22 protein-coding genes are annotated in these 24,582 nt (G+C 47.4%); 7 read left to right on the top strand and 15 right to left on the bottom strand.

Going from position 1 to position 24,582, the window contains the following annotated elements; genetic code table 11:
• Positions 1-7: 7 nt before the first annotated feature.
• Positions 8-1,063 carry an Ldh family oxidoreductase gene (locus HUG20_RS05110; protein WP_200088792.1) on the bottom strand — a complete coding sequence of 352 codons (1,056 nt, stop codon included), beginning with the start codon at positions 1,061-1,063 and terminating at the stop codon, positions 8-10.
• 54 nt (positions 1,064-1,117) lie between these two features.
• Positions 1,118-2,392 (bottom strand): histidinol dehydrogenase, encoded by a 1,275-nt coding sequence (gene hisD, locus HUG20_RS05105; RefSeq protein WP_200088790.1) that lies wholly within the window; start codon positions 2,390-2,392, stop codon positions 1,118-1,120.
• A gap of 222 nt (positions 2,393-2,614) precedes the next feature.
• Between hisD and HUG20_RS05100 the strand changes: the two genes are divergently transcribed.
• Both HUG20_RS05100 and HUG20_RS05095 read left to right on the top strand, forming a co-directional pair.
• A complete protein-coding gene (locus tag HUG20_RS05100; RefSeq protein ID WP_200088788.1) occupies positions 2,615-3,625 on the top strand; it encodes a LacI family DNA-binding transcriptional regulator in 1,011 nt (336 codons plus the stop codon).
• A 335-nt stretch (positions 3,626-3,960) separates the two neighbouring features.
• Entirely contained in the window at positions 3,961-5,313 is a 1,353-nt protein-coding gene (locus HUG20_RS05095) for a CitMHS family transporter (RefSeq protein WP_200088786.1), read from the top strand.
• 24 nt (positions 5,314-5,337) lie between these two features.
• On the opposite strand, the gene HUG20_RS19380 is transcribed toward HUG20_RS05095, so the two are convergent.
• Positions 5,338-5,469 (bottom strand): hypothetical protein, encoded by a 132-nt coding sequence (locus HUG20_RS19380; RefSeq protein WP_281392436.1) that lies wholly within the window; start codon positions 5,467-5,469, stop codon positions 5,338-5,340.
• A gap of 245 nt (positions 5,470-5,714) precedes the next feature.
• On the opposite strand from HUG20_RS19380, the gene HUG20_RS05090 reads away from it, so the two are divergent.
• The 3 genes from HUG20_RS05090 to HUG20_RS05080 all read left to right on the top strand — a co-directional run bounded on the left by HUG20_RS05090 (position 5,715) and on the right by HUG20_RS05080 (position 8,455).
• On the top strand, positions 5,715-6,584 hold the full coding sequence (locus HUG20_RS05090) for an AEC family transporter (RefSeq protein ID WP_200090392.1): 870 nt from the start codon (positions 5,715-5,717) through the stop codon (positions 6,582-6,584).
• Between the two features lie 341 nt (positions 6,585-6,925).
• Positions 6,926-7,816, top strand: a complete 891-nt coding sequence (locus tag HUG20_RS05085; RefSeq protein ID WP_200088784.1) for a YitT family protein — start codon at positions 6,926-6,928, stop codon at positions 7,814-7,816.
• 81 nt (positions 7,817-7,897) lie between these two features.
• Positions 7,898-8,455 carry an NADPH-dependent FMN reductase gene (locus tag HUG20_RS05080; protein WP_200088782.1) on the top strand — a complete coding sequence of 186 codons (558 nt, stop codon included), beginning with the start codon at positions 7,898-7,900 and terminating at the stop codon, positions 8,453-8,455.
• Positions 8,456-8,504: 49 nt separating this feature from the next.
• Here HUG20_RS05080 and HUG20_RS05075 read toward each other — a convergent pair whose 3' ends face one another.
• The 3 genes from HUG20_RS05075 to HUG20_RS05065 all read right to left on the bottom strand — a co-directional run bounded on the left by HUG20_RS05075 (position 8,505) and on the right by HUG20_RS05065 (position 10,962).
• On the bottom strand, positions 8,505-8,690 hold the full coding sequence (locus HUG20_RS05075; protein ID WP_200088780.1) for a CotD family spore coat protein: 186 nt from the start codon (positions 8,688-8,690) through the stop codon (positions 8,505-8,507).
• Positions 8,691-8,907: 217 nt separating this feature from the next.
• Positions 8,908-9,201 carry a YerC/YecD family TrpR-related protein gene (locus HUG20_RS05070; protein WP_200088778.1) on the bottom strand — a complete coding sequence of 98 codons (294 nt, stop codon included), beginning with the start codon at positions 9,199-9,201 and terminating at the stop codon, positions 8,908-8,910.
• 99 nt (positions 9,202-9,300) lie between these two features.
• Positions 9,301-10,962 (bottom strand): adenine deaminase C-terminal domain-containing protein, encoded by a 1,662-nt coding sequence (locus tag HUG20_RS05065; RefSeq protein WP_246476541.1) that lies wholly within the window; start codon positions 10,960-10,962, stop codon positions 9,301-9,303.
• Positions 10,963-11,411: 449 nt separating this feature from the next.
• Between HUG20_RS05065 and HUG20_RS05060 the strand changes: the two genes are divergently transcribed.
• Together HUG20_RS05060 and HUG20_RS05055 are read left to right on the top strand one after the other, a co-directional pair.
• Complete coding sequence (locus tag HUG20_RS05060) at positions 11,412-12,821, top strand: hypothetical protein (RefSeq protein WP_246476540.1); 1,410 nt, start codon at positions 11,412-11,414, stop codon at positions 12,819-12,821.
• A gap of 407 nt (positions 12,822-13,228) precedes the next feature.
• On the top strand, positions 13,229-14,818 hold the full coding sequence (locus HUG20_RS05055) for a Vga family ABC-F type ribosomal protection protein (protein WP_425504096.1): 1,590 nt from the start codon (positions 13,229-13,231) through the stop codon (positions 14,816-14,818).
• 100 nt (positions 14,819-14,918) lie between these two features.
• Here the strand turns inward: HUG20_RS05055 and purD are convergent, their stop codons facing one another.
• The 9 genes from purD to purC are packed head-to-tail and all read right to left on the bottom strand — an operon-like array spanning position 14,919 to position 24,571.
• Positions 14,919-16,181: a phosphoribosylamine--glycine ligase gene (purD, locus tag HUG20_RS05050; protein WP_200088774.1), complete on the bottom strand. Its 1,263-nt coding sequence runs from the start codon at positions 16,179-16,181 to the stop codon at positions 14,919-14,921.
• A gap of 15 nt (positions 16,182-16,196) precedes the next feature.
• Complete coding sequence (purH, locus tag HUG20_RS05045; RefSeq protein ID WP_200088772.1) at positions 16,197-17,726, bottom strand: bifunctional phosphoribosylaminoimidazolecarboxamide formyltransferase/IMP cyclohydrolase; 1,530 nt, start codon at positions 17,724-17,726, stop codon at positions 16,197-16,199.
• On the bottom strand, positions 17,727-18,296 hold the full coding sequence (gene purN, locus HUG20_RS05040; RefSeq protein ID WP_200088770.1) for a phosphoribosylglycinamide formyltransferase: 570 nt from the start codon (positions 18,294-18,296) through the stop codon (positions 17,727-17,729).
• Positions 18,293-19,315, bottom strand: coding sequence for a phosphoribosylformylglycinamidine cyclo-ligase (purM, locus tag HUG20_RS05035; RefSeq protein ID WP_200088768.1), 1,023 nt, complete (start codon positions 19,313-19,315; stop codon positions 18,293-18,295). Before purM ends, purN begins: the two co-directional genes overlap by 4 nt.
• A gap of 12 nt (positions 19,316-19,327) precedes the next feature.
• Entirely contained in the window at positions 19,328-20,746 is a 1,419-nt protein-coding gene (purF, locus tag HUG20_RS05030; RefSeq protein ID WP_200088766.1) for an amidophosphoribosyltransferase, read from the bottom strand.
• Positions 20,722-22,950, bottom strand: a complete 2,229-nt coding sequence (gene purL, locus HUG20_RS05025; protein ID WP_200088763.1) for a phosphoribosylformylglycinamidine synthase subunit PurL — start codon at positions 22,948-22,950, stop codon at positions 20,722-20,724. Before purL ends, purF begins: the two co-directional genes overlap by 25 nt.
• Positions 22,934-23,620 (bottom strand): phosphoribosylformylglycinamidine synthase subunit PurQ, encoded by a 687-nt coding sequence (purQ, locus tag HUG20_RS05020; protein WP_200088761.1) that lies wholly within the window; start codon positions 23,618-23,620, stop codon positions 22,934-22,936. Before purQ ends, purL begins: the two co-directional genes overlap by 17 nt.
• Positions 23,617-23,868 (bottom strand): phosphoribosylformylglycinamidine synthase subunit PurS, encoded by a 252-nt coding sequence (gene purS / locus HUG20_RS05015; protein WP_200088759.1) that lies wholly within the window; start codon positions 23,866-23,868, stop codon positions 23,617-23,619. The genes purQ and purS overlap by 4 nt, the downstream gene beginning before the upstream one ends.
• Positions 23,861-24,571, bottom strand: coding sequence for a phosphoribosylaminoimidazolesuccinocarboxamide synthase (gene purC, locus HUG20_RS05010; protein WP_200088751.1), 711 nt, complete (start codon positions 24,569-24,571; stop codon positions 23,861-23,863). The genes purS and purC overlap by 8 nt, the downstream gene beginning before the upstream one ends.
• Positions 24,572-24,582 lie beyond the last annotated feature (11 nt).

Here is a 24,582-nt window from a genome sequence, read left to right as displayed (position 1 = left end):
CCCTTTATCATATAGACGCGTGTACGCCACTTTCTTTTATTTCTTTGCGTAGGCCGGCAACGACGTTCTCGCTAATCGGAATACCTGTACGAAGACGTTCTTGTACTTTTTTTTCTTCCGGCTCGCCGGGGATTAGAATGTCATCAAAACCTTCGGCCCGAGGAAGTGATTTCGTCTTCTTCACAAAATCATCCATCCGATTCTCAAATTCTTCTTTTGATACGAATAAGTCAGGACGGATAGCAATGAACAAGTGACCTGCATTTTGAGGTTCTGAATGATCAAAATATAAACTTTTTACATCTCCGCCATAGTTGGCCCCCGTCAAAACACCGGATAAAAGTTCCACAAGCATGGCAAGGGCTGATCCTTTCGCTTCCCCAAATGGAAGGCACACGCCCTCAAACGCTTCATTCGCATCCGTTGTTGGCACCCCGTCTTTATTCAACGCCAACCCTTCTGCAATTGACTCGTTATTCGTAGCAGCTAACCTAATTTTGCCCCTCGCAATGACTGTCATCGCCATATCTAACACGTAAGGAGATTCATTGCCGCCAGGAACAGCGGCAGCGAATGGATTCGCACCCAAATATGCCGTTCTCCCACCCCAAGGCGGAATTGCAGGGGAAGAATTCGTATACGCCATTGATATAAAGCCTTCTCTCATTGCTTGCATAACGTATAAGGCTGCCATCCCATAATGGGTACTATTATGAATGCCTACTAAGCCAATGCCGCTCTCACGAGCCAGGTTCATCGCTTCATCCATGGCACGATGACCGGCTAAGAATCCCATGCCAGCATCTCCATTTATTTTTGATACCGCACTCGTTATTTTTTCAACCTTTATCTCCGGTTTCGGATTGACGACTTCTTTTCGAATACGTTTTAGATACATCGGGATGCGTGACACACCGTGAGAATCCAAACCTCTTAAATTAGCAGCTACCAAGTCTTTTGCAATGGTATCGGCATCTTCTTTTTTCATTCCCTCATTCTCGAATAATAGAGAGGAAATTTCAGTTAAATGAGAGGCTTCTATATAAGTGAAACTGTCTGACATCATGATACCCCCTTGAGTATACATCGTTTAGTGAAGGTTATTGGGTTGCGTTCTTTACCTTTCGTACCTCTCAACACGCAGAGAAGCTTGTCGTTTGTGCCCCATAAACCCTTCTAGTTCACATAGCCTTTCTGCATATTTTCCTATCTCGACGCTTGCTTCCTTCGTGACTTTCTGATAGGTGCAGTTTTTCAGGAATTTACCAACCCAGAGCCCTCCTGTATATTTCGCCGCTTGTTTGGTAGGCAAGGTATGGTTGGTACCGATCACTTTATCCCCGTAAGCAACGTTCGTCTCAGGGCCAAGGAATAATGCGCCGTAGTTTTTCAGATTATCCAAGAAATAATCCGGATCATTTGCAAGCACTTCAACGTGTTCAAATGCTAGTTTATCCGCTTCACGTACTGCTTCTTTTTTATTTTCTGCGACTATGATGATCCCGTTATCTCTCCAAGCGATTTCTGCAACTTCTGCAGTTGGCAAGATTTGTAACTGGCGAGAAATTTCACCCTCCAATGATTCGGCCAACGCTTGGGACGTTGTAATCAATGCACCGGGAGAGGTAGGCCCATGCTCAGCTTGCCCAAGTATATCGGTTGCAACCATTTCTACGTCAGCTGTCTCATCAGCGATAACGAGGGTTTCTGTCGGCCCTGCCAACAAATCAATGCCTACACGACCGAAGAGTTGCCGTTTCGCTTCCGCGACAAAGGCGTTTCCGGGTCCGACGATCATGTCGACCTGATCCATGGTTTCTGTTCCAATTCCCATTGCTGCCATGGCTTGCACACCACCTAACAGATAAATTTCATCTGCGCCTGCCATATGCATGGCCGCAACCGTTGCTTTCGGAATTTCACCATTTGCGGGAGGCGTGCACGCAACCACACGTTCAACACCGGCCACTTTCGCAGTAACAATACTCATATGAGCGGATGCCACCATTGGATAGCGACCGCCGGGAACGTAGCAGCCAACGCTGTTTACGGGGATATTTCTATGCCCAAGAATGACGCCCGGTCGGGTTTCTACTTCAATATCTTGAATGGATGCCCGTTGATGGCGAGCAAAATTTTCAATTTGACTTTGCGCAAATTTAATATCTTGAACCACATCGTCCGACAGTGCATCAATTGCAGCTTCGATCTCCTCCTTGGAGAGACGAAAGCTTTGCGGAGACCACTGATCAAACTTTTCCGAAAGATCTCGGACAGCTTCATCGCCTCGATCTTCTATACTTTGAATGATTTCGCCTACCGACTGTTGAACTTTTAGGTCAGCTGTTTGTTTTTCTTCATTTGTCTTTCCTTTTTTTAGAAAACTCGCCACTATACGACACTCCCTAGATAATAGTTGTTTTTGAATACGTATTCATCATAGTATAAAATTTCTCTCTTGTAAACGTTTTCTCAACATAATAAGTTAATGTTTTCATATTAGTGCTTTAGCAACACAAATCATACGTATAAAGAACAGAAATTCATATTGACGTCGGATATAAAACCGCTTACAATGAATACGTATTAGTCACATGGAAGAGGGTTGGGAACAATGGTATCGTCTAAAGATGTCGCTCGCGAAGCCGGCGTCTCGCAGCCAACGGTTTCAAGAGTGTTAAATACGCCGGAACAAGTAAAAAAAGAAACAGTCGATAAAGTTCAAAAGGCAATCGAAAAACTAAACTATCGGCCGAACGTCGTGGCACGCAGTTTAAAACAAAAAAAAACCAAATACATTGCTTTAATCTCCGGTCCTTTACACAATCCATTTTTTGTCGATTCAACGACAACCATTGTGAATGATGCCAAAAAGCACGGGTACCATACGCTTGTCTATTTTGAAGATCAGGGGGACAATCTCGCTATTTATGAGGAGGTGCTGAAGCAACAAGTAGATGGAATTATTCTGTCTTCTATTTTTATTGATGATCCGATTTATCAAGATCTCGTAAATGCTCAAGTGCCTTTCGTTATGTTCAACCGTCGACATCAATCAGGCGGGAACTATGTGGAAATAGATAATGAAAAAGCTGGCCAATTGGCCACCAATCATTTATTGAAACTTGGGCATACAAAAATTGCTTGGATTGGGGGGGCGACGTATACCTCAACGTTTAATGGGAGGTTATCCGGATACCGAACAGCCATGAAAGCCACCAACCACACTATCGAACCCGGATGGATTAAAGAAACGGATACGACAGAACGATCGGTGGTTCAAGCAGTGGATGAGTTGTTGCTGTTACCTGACAGGCCGACTGCCATATTTGCCGCTACAGATTCAATGGCATTATTTTGTCAAAACTATTTAATGCACATGGGGTTTCAAATTCCGGAAGATTTCAGTATATGCGGGATGGACAATATTGATATGACCGCGCACGCCGCTATTCAAATGACCACGTTGACCCATCATTCCGACAAGCCGATGGGGCTATATGCGATTGAACATCTTATTCATATGATGGAGGTGGATGCACATGAACACAAAGACCTGCAATTAACGTTGGAACCTAAACTCATGATTCGAAAGACAACAGATTTAAATCGTTCTACCATATAAGGAACAGAAAGCAGCAACTAGAAGAACGGCAACCCCGTTCTTGTCCCTCTAAGGGAAGAATAACACTGACAGTGCTTCATTCCTCCAATTGGATGGATCTGCCTTGGACGAGCCGGTATGATCGCTTGATAGGAGTAAATCCGATCCGCTTTTTGCCCATGCTTGCATAGATTTATGAAGTCAAATCGGATTTAATCATCTTGCCACGCAACTAGAAAAGCTATCAGAACTTTTGAAACATGGCACTATCGATATCCCATCAGTATTCATTGATATCAACGATAGATTTGGGCAAAGAGCCACTATATAATTTAAATTTTAAGGAGGTTCCATAAATGGACCCATATTTAGCTATTAGCGGATTTTTAATCATTTTAGCGGTTATTGGCCTCCTAATGTGGGGAAAGGTTCATCCAGTAGTTGCGATGGTCCTTATTCCGGTTATTGGGGTACTCATAGCCGGTTTTGGATTTGACGACCTCGCGGAATTTTTTAGCGGCGGGATTGATCAAGTCATGGACGTCGCCGTCATGTTTATTTTTGCCATTATTTTCTTTGGCATCATGAACGATGTCGGTTTATTTAATCCGATTATAAAAAATATGATTATCCTCACAAAAGGGAATGTGATTGTTGTTACTATCGTTACCATTATCATCGGAGCGATCGCCCACCTCGACGGTGCCGGCGCAACCACGTATTTGTTGACGGTTCCTGCCCTTATTGGCTTATACAGGGCACTAAATATGAGTCCAATGTTACTTTTAATGCTTGCCACTTTTAGTCTCGGGTTTATGAACGTCGTCCCCTGGGCCGGACCGGTAGGGAGACTTGCTTCGGTACTTGGTTATGATAATCCTGCCGACCTATGGTTTCCATTGATTCCTTGGCAAATAGCCGCGTTCGTCGTGGCCATTGGTTTCGCGGTAGTCCTTGGACTGAGGGAAAAGAAACGCATTGAGAAACGCATAAATAATGGAGAAATTGAAGCCCAAAAAAATGTCAACGCGAGAGCACTGGCTGATGACTTCATGAAACAGCAAAAAGATAATGAAGCAGCAGCCGAGGAGACGCCCAGAAAACACCCTGCCATGCTTTGGCTCAATGCTGCCGTGTTACTCGGGGTTTTGCTCTTAATGCTTTTGGATATCGCACCTCCGGGGCTTGCCTTTATGATCGGGTTGGCGATCGTTTTACCTTTGAACTACCATAGTGTGAATGATCAAATGGGACGTATTCGCGCGCATGCGCCTGCCGCGCTCATGATGGCTTCGATCATCCTTGCCGCCGGACTCTTTTTGGGCGTGATGACTGAATCAGGTATGTTGGACTCGCTTGCTATGTCTATCGTAGGGATCGTCCCTGATGCTGTTGGCCCTTATACGCACGTGATCGTGGCATTTTTTGGAATTCCCTTGGATATCATCATGAGTACAGATGCTTATTATTTCGGTATCTTTCCGGTTGTTGAGAGTGTTGCCGCCAACTTTGGCGTCGCTTCGGAATCTACCGCTTTTATGATGTTAGTTTCAAGTACTTTTTCACAAGGGTTTTTATCCCCAGCTATGTGGTTGGGCGTTGGGCTCGCCGGTGTACAAATAGGCCGATTCATGAAATACGCTTTCTTCTGGTTCTGGGGTTTCGGTATCATTGGATTAATTTTAGGTTTCATCCTCGGTATATATTAGGGAATGCTGAACAACTTGCAGCTATCAGCTGAAGCCGGGATGCCGCTTCCATGGCTTCGCTTTCCGCGGACGAACGGTCAAGCCTCCTCGCGCAAAACCGGCGCTTCGGGGGCTTGACGCGTCCGTTTTTCCGCTGGAGTCTCGCCATTGCAGCACCGTCCCTCCGTGTGTTGCCAGACGTGCAAGGGTTTTCTGCTTTTAGGATAGATTTTCTTGCATCTAGCTTTGACAACACCAACGAAAAATGCTTATGTGCCAGTCTTTTTCCGTTATTCAGCAGTCTCTATATTAGATTTAAAAATTCATCCTCCGGTGCCGGGGGATGATTCCTAGAATGGAGTCTTTATGTGAATTTAATCAGCGTTGTATTTCTGGACGTTATTCTTCCTATTTTAATTGTGATGACCATTGGAGTGCTGTTGCAGAAGAAGTTTAACTTTCAACTTACTCCGATCGTAAAACTTATTACCTATTGTTTTATGCCAGCAGCCGTTTTCTTAAATATTTATCAGGCTGAGTTTGATTATGGACTGTTGGGTCAACTTCTTCTTTATTTGTTTTTATTTACTTGCAGTACCATTCTACTTGGCAATTTTTTGTCCAAGTTATTAAACCTTAAGCGGCAAGAAAGCGCAGCTTTGAAAAACAGTATTTCCCTTATGAACTCAGGCAATTACGGTTTACCTGTCAGTCAATTGATTTTTAGTGCGAATCCTTTAGGGGTTTCCATTCAAATTATCATGATTGTTTTCCAAAATTTACTTACCTATACATATGGCCTTTATAATTTAGTCTCTGCATCAAAGTCAGCCGTTGATATTCTAAAAGCTATTTTTCGGTTGCCCATTGTTCATGCTTTACTCTTTGGAATCATCTTTCAATTTTTCGATATTCCGTTGCCCAATTTTGCACTTGTGCCACTAGAACAACTTGCCAATGCTTTTTTTGCCTTAGCGCTTTTCCTATTGGGCGCTCAACTGGCCCACATAAATATCAAGTCATTTCATAGCGTCATTGTCTGGAGTATTCTCGGAAGGTTAGTTGTCGGTCCTGTGTTTGCTTTCCTTATTATATTCATCCTTGGCATTGATGGGGTAATGGCGCAATCGTTACTCATCGCAAGTTCGTTTCCGACGTCAAGAAATACAGCGACCATCGCACTTGACAATCAGGTAGCGCCGGAATTGCACGCACAGATTGTCCTGTATTCAACGGTTCTAAGTGGTATAACTGTAACGATCGTTATCTATGTGGCAATGATCCTTTTTTAAATAGGGATTGCTGAACAACTTGCAGCTATCAGCTGAAGCCATTGCAGCGTCGTCCCTCCGTATGTTGCCAGAAGTGCAAGGGTTTTTTTGCTTATAGGATGGATTTCCTTGCATCTAGCTTTGGCAACACCAAAGGAAATGCTTATGTGCCAGTCTTTTTCCGTTATTCAGCAATCCCTAAATACCTTTTGTCCTCATTCTCCTTGGATGAGGACAAAATCACGTTTTCGGCCTGTTTTTATCTTTTTACCTTCCCACTTTTCTTGTGTCCCATTTAAAAATATGGTATTGGTGAGATTATCGCACAGAAAAAAAGGACATAACGGTAAGGGGGGCTTACTTTGAAAAATCTATTGTTTTTAACGTTCGGGACGTTTTTATTTGCCTTGTCGATCACACAATTTGCCATGCCCAACAACTTGGCGGAAGGGGGCATCGCCGGGCTTGCTTTATTGCTTTTCTATGCACTAGGATTTTCCCCAGCGATCGTCACCTTCATTTTTAATGCTATATTGCTGGCAATTGGCTACCGGGTATTGCCGAAGCATATGATTTATAAATCTCTATTAAATGTACCGTTATTTTCCTTATTTGTTTATCTGATGGAAGACTGGGGCCAACCGATGGCAGATCCGTTATTGGCTGCAATTTTCACCGGTGTGTTCACCGGCGCCGGTTTCGGGTTCATCTTTCAGGCAGGAAGCACAACCGGTGGCACCTCAACCGTTGCCCGCATGCTTAATCATAAGTTCGGTTGGGAACTCACAGGTTCGAACTTCGTCCTCGATGCAACGATTGTGGGAATCGGAATTTTTATCATCGGTCCGCTCCATACGATGTACACCATTGTTGCGCTATACATCGGCAAAAAAATCACCGATTACGTATTGGAAGGTTTTCAATCAAGGAAAGCCCTCAACGTCATTTCCACAGAAGGAAACGACATCGCAGATGCTGTCATTCGTTTAATGAATTCAAGCGCGACCATATATGAAGCGTATGGAAGTTTTTCGCAAAAGAAAAATCAAATGGTTTATATCGTCATTGAAAAACAACGATTGTTCCATCTAAAACAAATGATCTACGATATTGACCCAAACGCCTTTATCGTCGTGTACACGGTCAAAGACGTCTCCGGGGGAACGTTTTTAAATCAATACCATCCTTCCCAAAAAACTTTTCCTACGAAGGACACTTTTGAGAATGAAAATTTTGGTGAATCAAATGACTAGCGATCTTCACCTTCATTTGATTATAATGGGACGTATGGTTTTTAATTAATATTTATTCACATCACGACGGAGGGATTTTTAATGAACATCGTTGCCATTGTCGGAAGCACACGGCAAGACTCGTATAACTACAAAATCGCAAAACATATGGAAAAACGGTATGCCAATCGATTTAACCTGGAAATTCTAAACATCGGGAGCCTTCCGTTTTACAATCAAGATATCGAGAACAACCCATCACAGGAAGTCACAGCATTTAAGAAAAAAGTGGAGGAAGCAGACGGCGTTCTGTGGGTGACGCCCGAATACAACGCGACGATTCCCGGTGCGCTGAAAAACGCCATCGATTGGCTTTCACGTGTTGATAAAGTAATGATCGGAAAACCGTCATGGATCGTGGGCGCTTCCATGGGAACGCTCGGCACGGCAAAAGCCCAATCTCACTTGCGTGATATTCTTTTTGCTCCGGGCCTCTCTTCGCCTCTCCTCCCCGGGAATGAAGTTTGCATCGGACAAGTGCACACGAAGCTTGACGAGGATGGCAATCTCGTTGACGAAGGCACTATCGCGTTTCTGGATACCGTCACCGATGCCGTCATCCCTTGGATCGAAAACCAACAGGCGACCGTCAAGATTTAATTCTTGAAAACCCATGGAGGACCGCCATCCTTCTATGGGTTTTTTCGTATCAATTAAATCGATTCTTTTTATTTTGATGTGAATACGTGTGTGGATAATAATGGACAAATTTGTAAACATGGTGCTTAATAAAATGTGTTTGGACCGTTTGAACTTCCGGGACCACATACGTTTGCACAAATGGTGCCGAATATGGAGAATACGGGCCAAATGATTTCGGATGCCTTCCAAACATCGTATAGCCTCCTTTAAACCGATTACCTATATTTTATGTGAAAATAAGTTGCGTCGTACTGGTTCTTTCGCCTATGAGGACAAACAATGTCAGCTAGACACGGACACTGGCCAATAATGTCTGATACTAATCTTTCATTTTTGGGATGTCATCAGCATAGCAATGATCGGACGAACGAAGCCCCGGGCAGACAGGTGTCTGTTCCCGGGGCTTCTCATTATTCGCCGTGCACGCGGCTGAGTGCCAATTGATAACTATCGTTTCCGTAATTAAGGCAACGCTTCACGCGGCTGATGGTAGCGGTACTTGCTCCCGTTTCCACTTCAATTTTATGATAGGTTTTTCCATCCTGCAGCATACGAGCCACTTCCAGCCGCTGAGCAAGCGATTGGACTTCGTTAATAGTACAAAGATCATCAAAAAATTGATAACATTCCTCGATATCTTTTAAGGATAGAATTGCATTAAATAGTTGATCCATTTCTTTGCCGCGTAATTTATCGATTTGCATGGCAATCCTCTCTTTCACAAAAAGTGAAACTTCCATCAAAGGAGGTTTTTCATCTTCGATGAGATACGGCTTACGCCCGCAAAATCATCCTTTTCTATTTTAACGCATTATCGTAGGAAAGAGAACGCTTTTTTTGTGAACGTCATAAATCCCTTTTGCTGTCGTGCGTACATAAGGCAAGTGGGTTGATGAAAAGAAAAAAATGCTGTACAAAGGATCGTCATACGGATAGCCACATGCTTTCATAACATCATCGAAAGCTGCATGCCTCTCCATGACCTCCTCCATTGACAAATCAGCCATTATGCCGAAGTAAGGGAGCGGGAGGTGAAAGCGACGATCTTCCCGATCATTTTCAATAAATATTCCGCCGCCGGCAGCCTTTAAGTGTTCAAACGCTTTTTTCATGGCCGATTTCTTTTTCCCAATCATAATGACATCGCCGGTAATCGAAACTGTCGTTGCCAATCCATCCAATTGGGTGGCAAACCCTTTCAAAATCGTGTTCATTCGCCATTTTCCTTCTTTATCAATCATGGCAAAGTAACATTGATCGTGTCCCTCATCGAGGCTGTCTTTCGTTGCGTCAATATCAATATGATAAGGCTTCAATAGAACATTATTGACAAGATGAATGCCCATCGGCATAGAAAAATGCATGTCTTCTTCTACCAATCGCCAAGAGATGCCCTTTTGTTCAGAGACGTACGGACTCCAATCGAAAGGCTTCAGATCATTCACGACACGTCCTTCTTGAACAATCCACTCGCCTTTTGCCATAACCGAAATTGGGGTGGGGTCTTGCACGTCCATCAGAAAATTGAGATGCGCCACTCTCCCGGGGGCGATCATGCCATGCATGTCTTCGATCCCGTAATGACGGGCGACGTTATACGAGACCATTTCATATGCTGCTAATGGATCAATGCCGGCTTCAAGGACAATTTTTAAGAGCGAATCTATGACACCCGGTTCATAAAACGTCGGGCTTCCTCCATCAGTTGTGAGGAGAAAACGGCTGAAATCTGTAATCCCCGCTTCTTTCAAATCATTGATCAAATGTGGCAAATCAGGACGTAATGAAGAATGCCGAAGCGTCGTTATATAGCCGGCATCAAGCCTGCGCAACACTTCCTCTCCCGTTATCGCCTCATGGTCACTCATAACGCCGAGTAATGCGAGCTGGGCCAATGTTTTTTCCGAGGCTCCCGGCAAATGCCCTTCCATTGGTTTATTTGCTTTTTTCAATTGTTCAACCCAATGAAGCATGGTGTCATCCCCTGCGATGACGCGGGGCCAGCCGCTGAACTCCCCACCCTGGACAACAAGTGGATGATTCACCCATTCATCAATGTTTTGCGGGCTGAACAAACGGTTTTCATCATTGGTTTCCGTTTGTGCGTCCACCCGAGTAGACCAATACAGTGAGGAAGGCCCTTCTCCCATATCACTGATAAAAGAAAGCGCTTTCTTTTTTTCCAAGTGGATTAACAGGATTAGATTATCATTAAAGATTGTGCTCGTTCCGCGTTTCAACGCATAATCCGCAAAAGCACGAGGATGGTATAACATAAATGGGTGCGCGTGATGTTCGATATATCCGGGAACGATAAATTGTCCACGGGCATCGTACCAATTTATTTTCGGAGATTTCGCCGGTAAAGCGTCTCCGACATAGACGATGCGATCATGGTAAATCCATATGTTTGCTTTCATCCATTGTTTGCGGCCGCTGTTAAGATACGTGGCATTTGTGATCACTTGCGTCGGGGCTTTTTCGCCGCGAACGACACTGATTTGTCTTCGTTTTGATTGCTTGTTCCATAGCGAAAATGAAGGATGGATGGTTCATCACCTGCTCTTTTCTATTCAAACGATCCTTATTTTTTAATTCTAATCTTATCCTAACATATTTTCGGTATTTCATGGGAAAAGCGGGGTGACAAGAATGCAACAAGTTTTCCTTGAATAAAAGGAAATACCACAAAAGGAGAAAGCAATGAGCAACACTTCCATGGGGGTGTTGCTTTTTTTAGTAGGTAAGAAAGTATAAATCAACTTTCTTACCTACATAAGTGCAACTAAGGCTTTCGCCATAGAAGCTTGGCGAAAAGCCAAGTTTTCTAATGACCGTAACATACCCAACCTCCTCAATCATACATTATCGTATAGACGCGGAATGGTGAACTCGTCTGCTGAGGGGGTTTATATTGGGTTTCACACACGTATTTTTTCTTATTGTCATTGTCACGGTGTTTATTTTTATTCTTTGGAGAAAAAATGTTGTTTTTCCGGTCGTGCTCGGGACGTTTTTACTTGCCTTCTTTTACTATACAGACTTGGGCGTTATCGATCGTTTGATTTCATCTGCGCAAGCTGTCTTTCTAGCTTTTATGAACGCAGGCATTGAGCTGTTTGACATCATGTTGATTATTACGTTAATGGTCGCGATGTTGCAAGCGTTGCGAGCGGTCGGTGCCGCTGAATTGATGTTTTCCCCTCTGAAAAAGTTGATGCTTAATCCAACGACTTCCTTTTTTGTTCTTGGAATCACGATGTACATCGCCTCGTTATTCTTTTGGCCGACGCCTGCAATTGCCCTCGTCGGCACAGTTTTGATCCCCATTGCCGTCAAATCCGGGTTACCCGCCATCGGGGCAGCAGTCGCCGTTAACTTATTCGGACACGGGATGGCGTTATCAGGCGATCTCGTCGTTCAAGGCGCAGGAAATTTAACAGCTACTGCCGCCGGGTTGGGGATAGGTGAAATTTTACCCTATACAGCATTATTTTCTTTCGTGGTCGGTTTGGTCGCGATTCCTATCGCGTTTTTCACGATTATAAGAGGGATGAAAAAAGGGAAATGGAAAGCGGATGAGACAGCACTCGATCTCAAGACGACGGATACGTATCGAGGGCGTCCAAAAACCTCGAAAACGATGGCCCTGGTCGTCCCACTCATGTTGCTGACGGTTATCGGTCTCATGCTGTATCGTGCCGTCTTTCATCCGGAAGAAGCAATTCAAGGCCAAGAAGCAACCGCCCTTCTTGGCGGAACCGCTGTCTTTCTCATGATGATTGCGACGTTTGCCAAAAGCGGAATTCAAGGAATGAGCAACATTGTAGAGTATATGAAAGAAGGCTTTTTCTTTGCACTGAAAATCTTCGCACCAATTATTCCATTAGCCGGTTTCTTCTTTCTGGGTCATCCGGATCATGCGGAAGCCGTCTTGGGAGAAGGAGCACCGGGGTTTCTCTTCGACATCGGCGAATCACTCGCGCAATATATTGACGGCAGTCCTGCCATGCTTGTTGTAGGCATTGGGCTGATCGCCATACTTGCCGGTTTAGATGGATCCGGATTTTCGGGATTGCCGCTCGTCGGAAGCCTATCGGCAGCACTCGGGCAAGCAACAGGGGTTGATGTTGCCATTCTCGCTTCCTTGGGGCAAGTGATTACGATCTTCGTTGGTGGCGGAACACTCGCTGCCTGGGCATTTGGTGCTGCGGCAGATGCCGGAATCGCCGGTGTGAAACCCGCTGAACTCGTAAGACAAAATTTTATTCCCGTATTGATCGGGATTGTCGTCGCTTCGATTGTGGCTGTTTGGATGCTTTGACGCCAGGCAGCCTCTAGCCACTGTTGACTTATCTTATCCATAAGATATATGATAAGAGTAACCATTTAAAAAAGAGGGTGAACTGTAGGACGATGAAGTACTAATCCTATTTTTGCGGAACAGACGAACATAGTGTAATGATCGACCTTCAATGGGAAGGTTTATTTTGCATGTTTTTCGTCATCGTTCAGAATAGGGTTGGTCTGCTATTATTATGTAGCCTGCGGTTTATATAGCTATTTGGCCTCCTATTCTGAACGTCTGTCTATGAATAGGGGGCTATTTTTGGTAGGTAAGAAAGTATAAATCAACTTTCTTACCTACATAAGTTGGGCGAAGGCTTTCGCCATAAAAGCTTGGCGAAAAGCCAAGTTTTCTCATAGTCTCCATCTTTAAAAGAAATGGAGATGATCGACTTGGCATTGGTTCAATTACAAAACGTCCATTTTAACGTAAAAGATCGAACGTTATTCCATATCAATGATTTAACCATCCACCAAGGAGACCGGATCGGCTTAATCGGTCGCAACGGTTCGGGAAAAACGTCTTTGTTGCAGGTGATTAACGGAGAAATTCCACCTGCTTCCGGAACGATAACGAAAAATGCCTCCGTCGCCCTGCTTCCACAGATTAAGCCGCGGATGGAACAAAAAAGCGGCGGTGAAATTTCTCAGGCCGTCATTAATCAAACACTCGCTCAAGCGCCTGAACTGCTATTAGCTGATGAACCCACGACACACCTTGATACAGCGCACATGGAAAAACTGGAGAAACAATTGCAACGGCGCCAGGAAGCGTTGGTATTGGTCTCCCACGACCGTGCTTTCATGGATGCGCTTTGCACAAAAATATGGGAAATCGAAGATGGACAGATTCGTGAATTTACCGGAAATTATTCGGATTACGCCCAGCAAAAAAAAGAAGCGCGTCAGCATCACGAAAAAGAATACGAAAAATACGCGCAGAAGAAAAAACAATTGGAAGAAGCGATGCAACAAAAAGAACAGAAAGCCCAACGTGCCACTAAAAAACCTAAAAACGTCTCGAAATCGGAGGCGAAAATCACCGGCGCAAAACCCTATTTTGCCAAAAAGCAAAAGAAATTAAACCAAGGCGTAACCTCCATTCAATCACGGATTGACCAACTGGATAAAGTGGAAAAAATAAAAGAGCTGCCTCCCATCAAGATGCAAACAACCCACGAAGAATCTCTTCGTAATCGCACGATCATACGCGGCGAACAAGTGACCGGAACCGTAGGAGACCACCTTTTATGGAAGGCTTTTAATTTCTCCGTGATTGGGGCCGATAAAATTGCCGTGATTGGTCCAAACGGCAGTGGGAAAACCACTTTCCTTCGGATGATGATGGATGGGCATCCTTCCATTCAAGTCTCGCCATCTGTTTCTTTTGGCTATTTCAGCCAAACATTGGATGTCTTGGAAACAGACATTTCCATACTGGAGAACGTAAGCTCTACCTCGCCGCATGACGAATCGCTGATCCGCACGGTATTGGCCCGCCTAAGCTTTTTACAGGACGATGTCTTTAAACCTGTTCATGTCTTAAGCGGAGGAGAACGCGTAAAGGTTGCTTTCGCCAAGTTATTTGTGAGTAATGCGAACACATTGGTCCTTGACGAACCTACCAATTATTTGGACATCGACGCCATGGAAGCGCTCGAATCTTTACTCGTCGATTACTCGGGAACCGTCCTTTTTGTATCTCATGACCGACATTTCTTGCAAAACGTAGCAACAAGAATTTTCGCTATCAACAACACGGCAATCCATACGTTTGACGGCTCCTATAATGATTATATGCAAACGACGCCGCAGAAAAATCACGACCCACTGCAAGACGAATTGCTTAAGGTAGAAACCAGAATTTCCGACGTATTAAGCCGTCTAAGTATCACGCCAACGGACGCGTTAGAAGCAGAATTCCAACAGTTGCTCCGTCAAAAAAAAGAAATAAATGAACGATTACAGCATTGAGTTAGGAAAATTATCTCCCCAAAACGAAATAGACTTTTAAACCGCATTTTCCATGGAAAATGCGGTTGCTGAAAATGGTCATTTCGTTGTTTATGGAACGCTATTCTTTTTCAATCCCACGGTTGCCAATATCGTTGCGATAATGGTAGCCTTCAAGATTCAAAGTATTCATCTTTTTATACACACGCTTTTGTGCTTTCGCGACCGTATCTCCGTATGAGGCTAGTAAAAACACACGGCCGCCGTTGCTGTGCAGCTGCTTCACATCGCCATCAACCCCGGCGTAAAACATCAGGCTGTCTTCCGGGTCGAACGAGAGGTTGCCCGGCACTTCCAGTCCTTTTTGGTAAGGTCCGGGATATCCAACTGCAGCCCCTACCACCCCGACCAACACTTGCGGTTTCCAGGAAAGCATAGGCATGCGGTCGTCGAGTACTTCCAAAAGCAATTCGGCCAAGTCATTGTCCAGGCGCGGCAAAATTACCTGGGCTTCCGGATCACCGAAACGGGCGTTAAACTCAATCACTTTCGGCCCGTCTTCGGTTACCATTAAACCGGCGTACAATACGCCCGTAAACGGGACACCTTCCGTCACCATCGCCGCTGCCGCCGGTTGAAGAATCGAATCGACTGCTTCTGCAACCATGTCCGCCCTGACGTGAGAAACGGGGGAATAGGCGCCCATCCCTCCGGTATTCGGTCCCCGGTCATTATCATAAACACGTTTGTGATCCTGGGATTCCGCGAGCGGTACGACCGTGTCCCCATTTACAAGCGCCATCAAAGAAATCTCTTCTCCTTGCAAATATTCCTCGAGCACAACTTTCGCACCTGACCCGAAAGCATCGTCCAATAAAACATCTGCCAACGCATCAAATGCTTCCTGCATCGTCATGGCGACCGTCACCCCTTTCCCGGCCGCCAAGCCATCCGCTTTGACAACGATCGGCGCTCCTTTGTCTGCCACATAGGCACGTGCCTCTTCATAATCGCTAAATACTGCATATCCTGCCGTAGGGATGCCGTACCTTTTCATTATATCTTTTGCGAAGGATTTACTCCCTTCGATGCGGGCGGCATCCTTTTTTGGTCCGAATACATTTAACCCTTCCCGTTCGAAAACATCGGCAACACCCGCAAGCAACGCCGCTTCCGGGCCGATGACGGTCAGTTCCGCCTCGTGTTTTTTCGCAGCTTCCACCAAGGCTTCTCCATCTGTGGCATCGATGGGCAGCCGCTCAGCCACATGCTCCATTCCCGGATTTCCCGGTGCAACATATACACACTCCACATTCGGACTGTCACTTAATTTCCAAGCAAGCACATGCTCGCGGCCACCGCTGCCAACGACTAAAACGTTCATCTTATCGTTTCCCCCTCAGGCGTGTCTGAAATGCCGCATGCCGGTGAACACCATCGTGATCCCTGCTTCATCGGCGACGTCGATCGATTCTTGGTCTCGCTTGGAGCCGCCGGGTTGAATAACCGCCGTTACGCCTGCTTTCACCGCGGCTTCCACCGTATCTTTCATGGGAAAAAATGCATCGGAAGCAAGCGCACTTCCTTGCGTCTCGGATTCGGCTTGCGCAATCGCAATTTCCGCGGCGCCTACCCGATTCATCTGTCCTGCTCCCACACCGACGGTGCGGTTGCCTTTCGTTAACACAATGGCATTGGATTTCACATGTTTCACAACGCGCCATGCAAATTCCAGGCTACGCCATTCTTCAGATGTGGGCGTTCGTTTCGTCGCCACGTTTACATCTGCATCCGCGAGCTCTTTCACATCTGCATCTTGCACGAGCACCCCGCCACTCACCGACGTCAGGACATGGGAACCTTTCCGGTCTCCGGCCATGTCCACTTTCAAAAGACGGATGTTTTTCTTTTTTTGCAAGATTGCAAGCGCTTTATCGCTAAAATCCGGCGCAATAACGACTTCCAGAAATATCTTCGCCAACTGCTCTGCCGTATCGGCGTCCACCGTGTCATTAACAGCGACAATCCCTCCGAAAATAGAGACAGGGTCGGCGGCATAAGCCTCTTCGAAAGCGGACGGCAACGTATCGGCAATCCCTACCCCGCACGGGTTCGTATGCTTTACTGCGACTGCTGCCTTCGTATCGCTGAATTCGGAAATAAGAGCGAACGCGGCATTCACATCATTGATATTGTTGTAGGAAAGTTCCTTTCCGTGCAACTGCTCGGCAGCCGCCATCGATGAAGCCATCGGCAACGGATGTTGATAAAACGAAGCGCCTTGATGAGGGTTTTCTCCGTAACGCAATGCCTGTTTTTTCTCGTACGTAAGCGTCATCGTTTCCGGAAACGCTTCTTCCGTCATATAATCGGCGACTAATGCATCATACGCCGCGGTATGCCGGAAGGCTTTAGCCGCCAAATGCCTGCGGGTATCAAAACGGATGCCGCTGCCACGGGCTTCTTCCAACACCCGGGTGTAGTCATCGGGATCCGTCACGACCGCTACATGGGCATGGTTTTTTGCGGCCGCCCGCAACATGGCCGGACCGCCGATATCAATATTTTCAATCGCGTCCGCGTCCTCCACGCCCTTTTTACTGATCGTTTCTTTAAAGGGATAGAGGTTCACGACAACGAGATCAATCGGGTTAATCGCTTGTGCTTGCAATGCTTCGCGATGTGCTTCCTTCGCCCGGTCAGCCAGCAGGCCGCCGTGAATCGCCGGATGCAACGTCTTCACCCGTCCGTCCAAAATTTCCGGGAAGTTCGTCACTTCGGAAATGCCGATAACCCGTACACCTGCCTCTTCCAGCGCACGTTGAGTCCCACCCGTCGAAACAATCTCAAAATCCATTTCTATTAGTCCTTTTGCAAAGTCGGATATTCCGCTTTTATCACTGACACTTATCAAAGCCCGCCGTTTCATCTAGAACCCCTTCCTGAACAATTGTTGCAACGTTTCCGGATATAATTGATGTTCGGCCTGTTTTATTTTTTCTCCCAATGATTTTTTCGTATCATCCGTTGTGATTGACACGGTTTTCTGTCGAATGACCGTTCCCGTGTCCATGCCAGCATCTACGTAATGAATCGTTACACCAGTTTCTTTCGCCCCTGCATCCAATGCTTGTCCGACCGCATCGAGTCCCGGATACGCCGGCAACAGGGACGGGTGAATATTTACGATTTGATGGGCGTAAGGCTCGACGATCGTTGCTCCCAAGAGGCGCATATAGCCGGCCAAAATAACCCATTGCACATCGTTTTTTTCCAGAAGCTGCAGCAACGACTCTTCATATTGCTGCTTGCTGTCAAAATCCCGGGGCTGAAACGTATGTGTAAGCACTTCATAACGCTTCGCTTTTTCCAACACGGACGCGTCCGGACGGTCGCTAAACACGAACACAGGGACTGCATCGATTTTCTGCTCCCGGATCGCTTTTAGAATTGATTCCACGTTGCTTCCCGTCCCCGAGGCAAATAGGGCGATCCTCATACCGACACCCCTTCAAGGCTCAATGTTCCGGTCCGATTCACCGTACCGATCGCATACGCATTGCCGAGAACCTCAAGCGCTTCCTGTTCCCGTTCCGGTCGAACCGCGATGACATAGCCAATGCCCATGTTGAAGGTCCCGTACATGTCCCGATCACTCAATTGTCCTTCCCGCTGTAAAAAAGGAAAAATGGGCGCTTTTTCCCAACGGGCGGGATCGATGTGTGCACCAAGCCCATTCGGCAACAGCCTCGGAACGTTCTCCAAAAGACCGCCGCCGGTAATATGTGCCATTCCGCTAACCGGAAGTGTCGAAAGCAATTTCCGTATTTCCTGCGCGTAAATCTTCGTCGGCGCTAACAACGTTGATCCGAGGGGCATCTCCATGGACGCATATGTTTTTTCCAAATCCAATCCTTGATCATTAATGATTTTCCGAACGAGGGAAAACCCGTTGCTGTGCACACCTGAAGATGACAATCCGAGCAAGCGATCTCCCGCCCGCACTTCATTCCCCGTGATGAGCGCATCCTTCTCCACAGCTCCGACGACAAAGCCGGCCACGTCATAGTCATCTTCGCCATACATCCCCGGCATCTCCGCCGTTTCCCCACCGATCAAGGCGCACCCCGCTAGTTGGCAACCATTGCTAATGCCCTTGACGATCGCTTCCATGCGTGCAGGGTCGGTCTGGCCGGCAGCGATATAATCAAGAAAATAAAGCGGTTCCGCACCTTGAACGAGGATATCATTGACACACATGGCGACGGCATCTTCACCGATCGTATCGTGTTGATCGGCAGCAATAGCAAGGAGCAGTTTCGTGCCAACACCATCGGTTCCGGAAACGAGCACCGGCTGTTTATAATCGAGAGAAGAAAGGTCAAACGTTCCGCCAAAACCGCCAAGCGCGCCAAGTACGCCGGGGCGTTTCGTCCGATCCACGTGTTTTTTCATGCGAGAGACAGCTTCATAACCGGCCTCCACATCTACGCCTGCTTCTTTGTATGCATCACGCACGTCGTTTTCCCCCTATCTTTTTCCCGATCCGACAAGTTCTTTTTTTCCATTTGGGATCGCCGTTGGATATTGGCCTGTATAGCAACCTAGGCACTGCCCGCAATTAGGCTGCGAATCATCCCGGCCAATGCCCGTCTTCAAGCCGTCGATCGATAGGAAGCGCAAGGAATCCGCGCCCATTTTCTCGCGCATTTCCTCCGTCGTGTAATTAGCAGCAATTAATTCATCGGTTGTTGACGTATCTATGCCATAAAAACACGGACGTATAATCGGCGGAGCGCTAATACGAACGTGCACTTCCTTTGCGCCTGCGTCTTTCAACAACTTCACGATTCGTTGGCTCGTCGTCCCGCGCACGATGGAATCATCAACCATCACGACCCGTTTTCCTTCCACGACTCCGCGCACGGCGGAAAGCTTCATTTTCACGCCTTGTTCCCGCAACGCTTGCGACGGTTGAATAAACGTGCGGCCGACGTAACGATTTTTTATTAAGCCGAGTTCATAAGGGATGTTTGTTTGTTCGGCGAAACCGATCGCGGCTGATATCGAAGAGTCCGGCACACCGGTGACGACATCCGCTTCCACATCCGCTTCACGGGCGAGTTGTTTTCCCAATTGTTTTCTCGCGGTATGCACGTTAATTTGTTCAAGGTTGGAATCGGGTCTGGCAAGATACACGTATTCCATGCTGCAAAGCGCTCGTTCTTTTGCCTCCGTAAATCGTTCGGAGAACATGCCGTCGCGGTTAAAAACGAGCATTTCACCCGGTTCGACATCACGAACATAATCGGCCCCAATAAGATCAAACGCGCAAGTTTCTGACGCGACGACGTACGCGTCTCCCAGTTGTCCAAGAGATAACGGACGCAGCCCGTGGGGATCGAGCGCGACAATGAGCTCCTCTTCGGTCATCACAGCAAATGAATAAGCGCCGATTAACTGTGGAAGCGCCTCTTTGAGTTGATTTCGGAGTTCATCGGAACGGTGGCGTTTCATCAAGTGAGCTAAAATTTCCGTATCGGTCGTCGTTTGAAAAATGCTTCCGCTCCGTTCGAGCTCACTTTTTAATCCTTGATAATTGACGAGATTGCCGTTATGAGCCATGGCGAGACTTCCATCTTCGGATTTAAAATGAAGCGGCTGAACATTTTCATACCCGCTAGTGCCGGCGGTGGCATAGCGCACATGTCCCAGTGCTTGGCGACCCGGAAGACGATCCAAATCACCTGCTTGAAAGGCTTCGGTCAATAGGCCCGTGTTTTTATGAATGTGAAGTTCCTCTCCGTCACTCGTGACGATGCCGGCCCCTTCCTGCCCGCGATGCTGCAAACTGTGCAGGCCGTAATACGTCAGTTGCGCCGCTTCCGAATGCCCCCAAATCGCAAATAGTCCGCATTCTTCATTTATGCCTTTGACTTCAGGAAACACGGAATCGCTCCCTTCCATACGTGATTCAAATGATCCGTCGGTTGATCGATCAACGTAACTGCTGCTTCCGTCTTTATCCGCAACGCTTTTTCTTTTGTCACGGTACCGTAGCGTTTAGCGTCAGGGATCGCTTGTTCTAATTTCTCGGCATGTTCCGGCGCGACACTGATGACATACCGCGATTGCGCCTCAGCAAAAAGATCGGTGGCATCGTCGGCCATCGTCAGCTCCGCGCCCAAATCCGTTTCCATCACACATTCAGCAAGCGCTACCGCTAGTCCGCCTTCGGCAAGGTCATGGGCGGAGGTAATCCACCCGCCGCGTATCGCATCCAACACTTGGCGTTGGCGTTTTAGTTCCAGGTCAAGATCCAAGTGTGGCACTTGACCACTGAATCGGCCATCTTCAAGGTATTGCCGTTCACTTCCGCCCCATGCCGGCTCCGCGTCGCCGATGACATAAATATAGTCGCCGGCCGTTTTGAAATGCTGCGTCGTTATATGGTCGAGATTTTCCACAAGTCCGACCATCCCGACCACCGGCGTTGGATAGATGGCTTCTCCGTTCGTTTCATTATAGAGCGAAACGTTCCCGCTCACCACCGGCGTGTCAAAGGCGCTGCACGCTTCACTCATGCCGGCGGTTGATTGCTCTAATTGCCAGTATATACTCGGCTGTTCCGGACTTCCGTAATTGAGGCAATCGGTAAGCGCAAGTGGCTGTGCACCGGAGCAGACGATGTTGCGCGCGGCTTCGGCGACGGCAATTTTCCCGCCTGTATACGGATCGAGGGCAATGTAGCGGCTATTGCCGTCCATCGACATGGCGAGTGCCTTCTCCGTTCCGCGCACCCGCAATACGGCTGCATCCGAACCGGGCATGACGGCCGTGTTCGTCTGTACCATATGGTCGTACTGGTCATAAACCCATTCTTTGCTCGCAATCGTCGGTTGCGAAAGCAACTGTACCACCGTCTCGTTATGATCGGAGTTCGGCGGTTGCCAAGCGGGCAATTGTTGATGCTCGTGAAAATCTTCCGGTTCTTTCGATGGCATATTGTCGTAGACAGGCGCTTCATCGGTGAGGGCGGTTACCGGTACGTCGGCGACCGTCTCACCTTGAAACGTTAAGGTGAGCTGCATTTCTTCTTTCACGGTGCCGATCGACGCAACCTCTAGGTCCCATTTTTTACAAATGGCTTCTATTTCGGATTCCCGTCCTTTTTCCGCAACGATAAGCATACGCTCTTGCGATTCGGAAAGCATCATTTCATAAGGGGTCATACCCGTCTCCCGTTGAGGGACGAGATCCAAGTTCATGTCGATCCCCGTACCGGCTTTACTCGCCATTTCCGCCGCTGAGGATGTGAGCCCGGCAGCACCCATATCCTGAATCCCAACGAGAGCGTCCGATTGTGCGATTTCCAAACACGCTTCCATCACCCGTTTTTCCGTAAACGGATCGCCCACTTGCACGGATGGCCGTTTTTCCGCAGACGCTTCACTCAATTCTTCGGAAGCAAACGTTGCACCGTGAATGCCATCGCGCCCGGTAGAGGCGCCCACATACATGACTGTATTTCCGGCGCCGGAAGCGATCCCTTTTTGTAAATGTTCGCTGTCAATCAATCCGACGCACATGGCATTGACAAGAGGATTGCCGTCATACGTCTCATCGAACTGAATCTCGCCTCCGACCGTCGGCACCCCGATACAATTGCCATACCCGGCAATGCCGGCCACCACTTCTTCGAACAAGTAACGCGTACGCGGTGTTGTCAACGGGCCAAAGCGCAATGAATTCAGCAAAGCCACCGGGCGCGCGCCCATGGAAAAGACATCTCGCAATATCCCGCCAACACCGGTCGCGGCCCCTTGGTATGGTTCAACCGCCGACGGATGGTTGTGGCTTTCCACTTTAAAGACAACTGCCTGCCCGTCGCCGATGTCCACAACACCGGCACCTTCGCCGGGGCCTTGTAACACATGGGAACCGGAGGACGGAAATTGTTTCAGCAAAGGCTTCGAATGTTTATAGCTGCAATGTTCCGACCACAACACCGAAAACATCCCGACTTCCGTAAAGTTAGGTTTTTTGTCCAAGAGGGAAACAATCCGGTCATATTCGTCGTCTTTCACCCCCATGTCCGCATATAAACGTTGAGCGTGTATATCTTCGGCTGTTGGTTCAAGTCGTAACGGCATGTGTGTCCCTCCAATGGCGATACACGCTCGTAAACAAACGGCGTCCATCCTCGCTTCCAAGGAGCTTCTCCATCGCACGCTCCGGATGGGGCATCATTCCGAGCACATTGCCCGCCTCATTTGTAATCCCCGCGATGTTCCCGATCGACCCGTTCACATCGGATGCATAGGTGAACGCAATGCGGTTGTTCGCTTTCAATGTTTCATAGGTCGTCTCGTCACATTCATAGTTTCCTTCGCCATGGGCGATGGGAATTCGCAAACGTTCGCCCTGTTCATACGCGCGCGTAAAACAAGTATCGGCATTTTCAACGTTCACATCCACCGTTCGGCACATGTACTTCAAATGCTTATTTCTTTTCATGGCTCCGGGTAGCAAATCCGCTTCCAATAAAATTTGAAAACCATTGCAGACGCCGAGAACCGGTTTTCCTTTCTTAGCTTCGGTGATTACGCTTGGTATCACCGGCGCAAAACGGGCGATCGCCCCTGAGCGCAAGTAATCCCCGTAAGAAAATCCGCCCGGCAGGAAAATGGCGTCATAAGCTGCAACGGACGCCGCAGTATGCGGGACAAGGTCAACGGTTTCCGCGTCGATAAAATCAGTTAGCGCGTGATACATATCCATGTCGCAATTCGAGCCCGGAAAAACAATGACTGCCGCTTTCATACTTTTTCCTCCCGCTCGAGCGTGTACGTATAGTTTTCAATCACCGGGTTGGCAAGCAACTGTTCACACATCTGCTCTACACGCGCTTCCACATCCGGACCATCAGCAATTTCTAACTTTAACCATTTACCGACATTCACCGTCTCAACCTCATCATAGCCAAGCGCGACCAATGACCGTTGCACGGCTTGCCCTTGCGGGTCGAGCACACCTTCTTTTAATGTAATGTACACATGAACGTTAATCATGAACGACGCCTCCTATACGGGAGAGAATGTTTTCATAACCGGCTTGCAGTGAACCGAGGCCATAGCGATAGATATCCTTATCCATCTTCTCTTTCGTTTTCGCATCCCAGAACCGGCACGTGTCCGGCGAAACTTCATCGGCCAGCAACAACGTGCCGTCTTCTTGCAAACCAAATTCCAATTTAAAATCAACAAGCAAAAGATTCGCCTTCCGGCAAAGGTCAAGCACAACGTTGTTGACATCCAAAGCCCGTTTGCGCATTTCTTCCAGTTCTTCCACTTTGGCTACTCCTAAAGCGGCAATATGATCATCGTTCACGAGCGGATCTCCAAGGGCGTCGTCTTTGTAGTACCATTCGACAATCGGTTTGGAAAGCGCTTTGCCTTCCTCCCACCCGAGTCGCCTCGCCAAACTGCCGGCGGTGATGTTGCGAACAACAACCTCAAGCGGTATGATCTCTGTCGGGCGCACGAGTTGCTCTGTGTCGCTGATTTGTTCTATAAAATGCGTCTGTACACCTTCCGCCTCCAACACACCGAAAAAGAGCGCGGAAATCGCATTGTTCAGTTGTCCTTTTCCATCGAGAACATCATGCTTTTCGCCGTTAAACGCCGTCGCGTCATTTTTGTACACGAGCCGCAGAACGTTATCGTCGTCGGTCGTAAACAGTTGTTTCGCTTTCCCTTCATATAAAAGTGTCATACAGACATCCT

The organism is Salicibibacter cibi, assembly GCF_016495865.1.
In the GTDB taxonomy this organism is placed as follows: Bacteria; Bacillota; Bacilli; order Bacillales; family Marinococcaceae; genus Salicibibacter; species Salicibibacter cibi.
The sequence above is the reverse complement of the archived record's forward strand: the minus strand, read 5'-3'. Positions and strand labels throughout refer to the sequence as shown.

Bases quoted from the DNA above. Each gene is read 5' to 3' on its own strand.
- HUG20_RS05110 (WP_200088792.1), bottom strand. From the start codon at position 1,063: ATGTCAGACAGTTTCACTTATATAGAAGCCTCTCATTTAACTGAAATT.
- HUG20_RS05100 (WP_200088788.1), top strand. From the start codon at position 2,615: ATGGTATCGTCTAAAGATGTCGCTCGCGAAGCCGGCGTCTCGCAGCCA.
- HUG20_RS05075 (WP_200088780.1), bottom strand. From the start codon at position 8,690: ATGTTTGGAAGGCATCCGAAATCATTTGGCCCGTATTCTCCATATTCG.
- purL (WP_200088763.1), bottom strand. From the start codon at position 22,950: ATGCCGTTACGACTTGAACCAACAGCCGAAGATATACACGCTCAACGT.
- HUG20_RS05090 (WP_200090392.1), top strand. From the start codon at position 5,715: ATGACCATTGGAGTGCTGTTGCAGAAGAAGTTTAACTTTCAACTTACT.
- purS (WP_200088759.1), bottom strand. From the start codon at position 23,868: ATGATTAACGTTCATGTGTACATTACATTAAAAGAAGGTGTGCTCGAC.
- purC (WP_200088751.1), bottom strand. From the start codon at position 24,571: ATGACACTTTTATATGAAGGGAAAGCGAAACAACTGTTTACGACCGAC.
- purH (WP_200088772.1), bottom strand. From the start codon at position 17,726: ATGAAACGGCGGGCTTTGATAAGTGTCAGTGATAAAAGCGGAATATCC.
- HUG20_RS05080 (WP_200088782.1), top strand. From the start codon at position 7,898: ATGAACATCGTTGCCATTGTCGGAAGCACACGGCAAGACTCGTATAAC.
- purN (WP_200088770.1), bottom strand. From the start codon at position 18,296: ATGAGGATCGCCCTATTTGCCTCGGGGACGGGAAGCAACGTGGAATCA.
- HUG20_RS05070 (WP_200088778.1), bottom strand. From the start codon at position 9,201: ATGCAAATCGATAAATTACGCGGCAAAGAAATGGATCAACTATTTAAT.
- HUG20_RS05095 (WP_200088786.1), top strand. From the start codon at position 3,961: ATGGACCCATATTTAGCTATTAGCGGATTTTTAATCATTTTAGCGGTT.
- HUG20_RS05055 (WP_425504096.1), top strand. From the start codon at position 13,229: ATGATCGACTTGGCATTGGTTCAATTACAAAACGTCCATTTTAACGTA.
- purD (WP_200088774.1), bottom strand. From the start codon at position 16,181: ATGAACGTTTTAGTCGTTGGCAGCGGTGGCCGCGAGCATGTGCTTGCT.
- purQ (WP_200088761.1), bottom strand. From the start codon at position 23,620: ATGAAAGCGGCAGTCATTGTTTTTCCGGGCTCGAATTGCGACATGGAT.